Raw genomic sequence first — 232 nt, 5'->3', positions numbered from 1 at the left:
TGAGCAGGATTTTCGTCTCTGAGACCCCTTTGGACCTCGCCGTCACGACATTCGGTTTATTCAATTCATCGAGCATCTGCCCCCGCATAACGCGAATCAGTTCCGCCGTATTGGCGAGTCCGATGACAATGACAGGAATAATCATATGCTTCAGCAAATCCAGCACCTTGTCGAACGACCAGCCCGCATTCACGAACTCACTGGAGAACAAGCCCAGCAATGGATCTCCGAA

General features: G+C 51.3%; 1 protein-coding gene. It reads right to left on the bottom strand.

What is annotated here, in order from left to right:
* On the bottom strand, positions 1–232 hold a 232-nt coding region (locus KVT27_RS26340), incomplete at both ends, for an ABC transporter permease subunit (protein WP_217582351.1).

It is taken from the genome of Lysinibacillus sp. GbtcB16, from assembly GCF_019091145.1.
Lineage (GTDB): Bacteria > Bacillota > Bacilli > Bacillales_A > Planococcaceae > Lysinibacillus > Lysinibacillus fusiformis.
The sequence above is the reverse complement of the archived record's forward strand: the minus strand, read 5'-3'. Positions and strand labels throughout refer to the sequence as shown.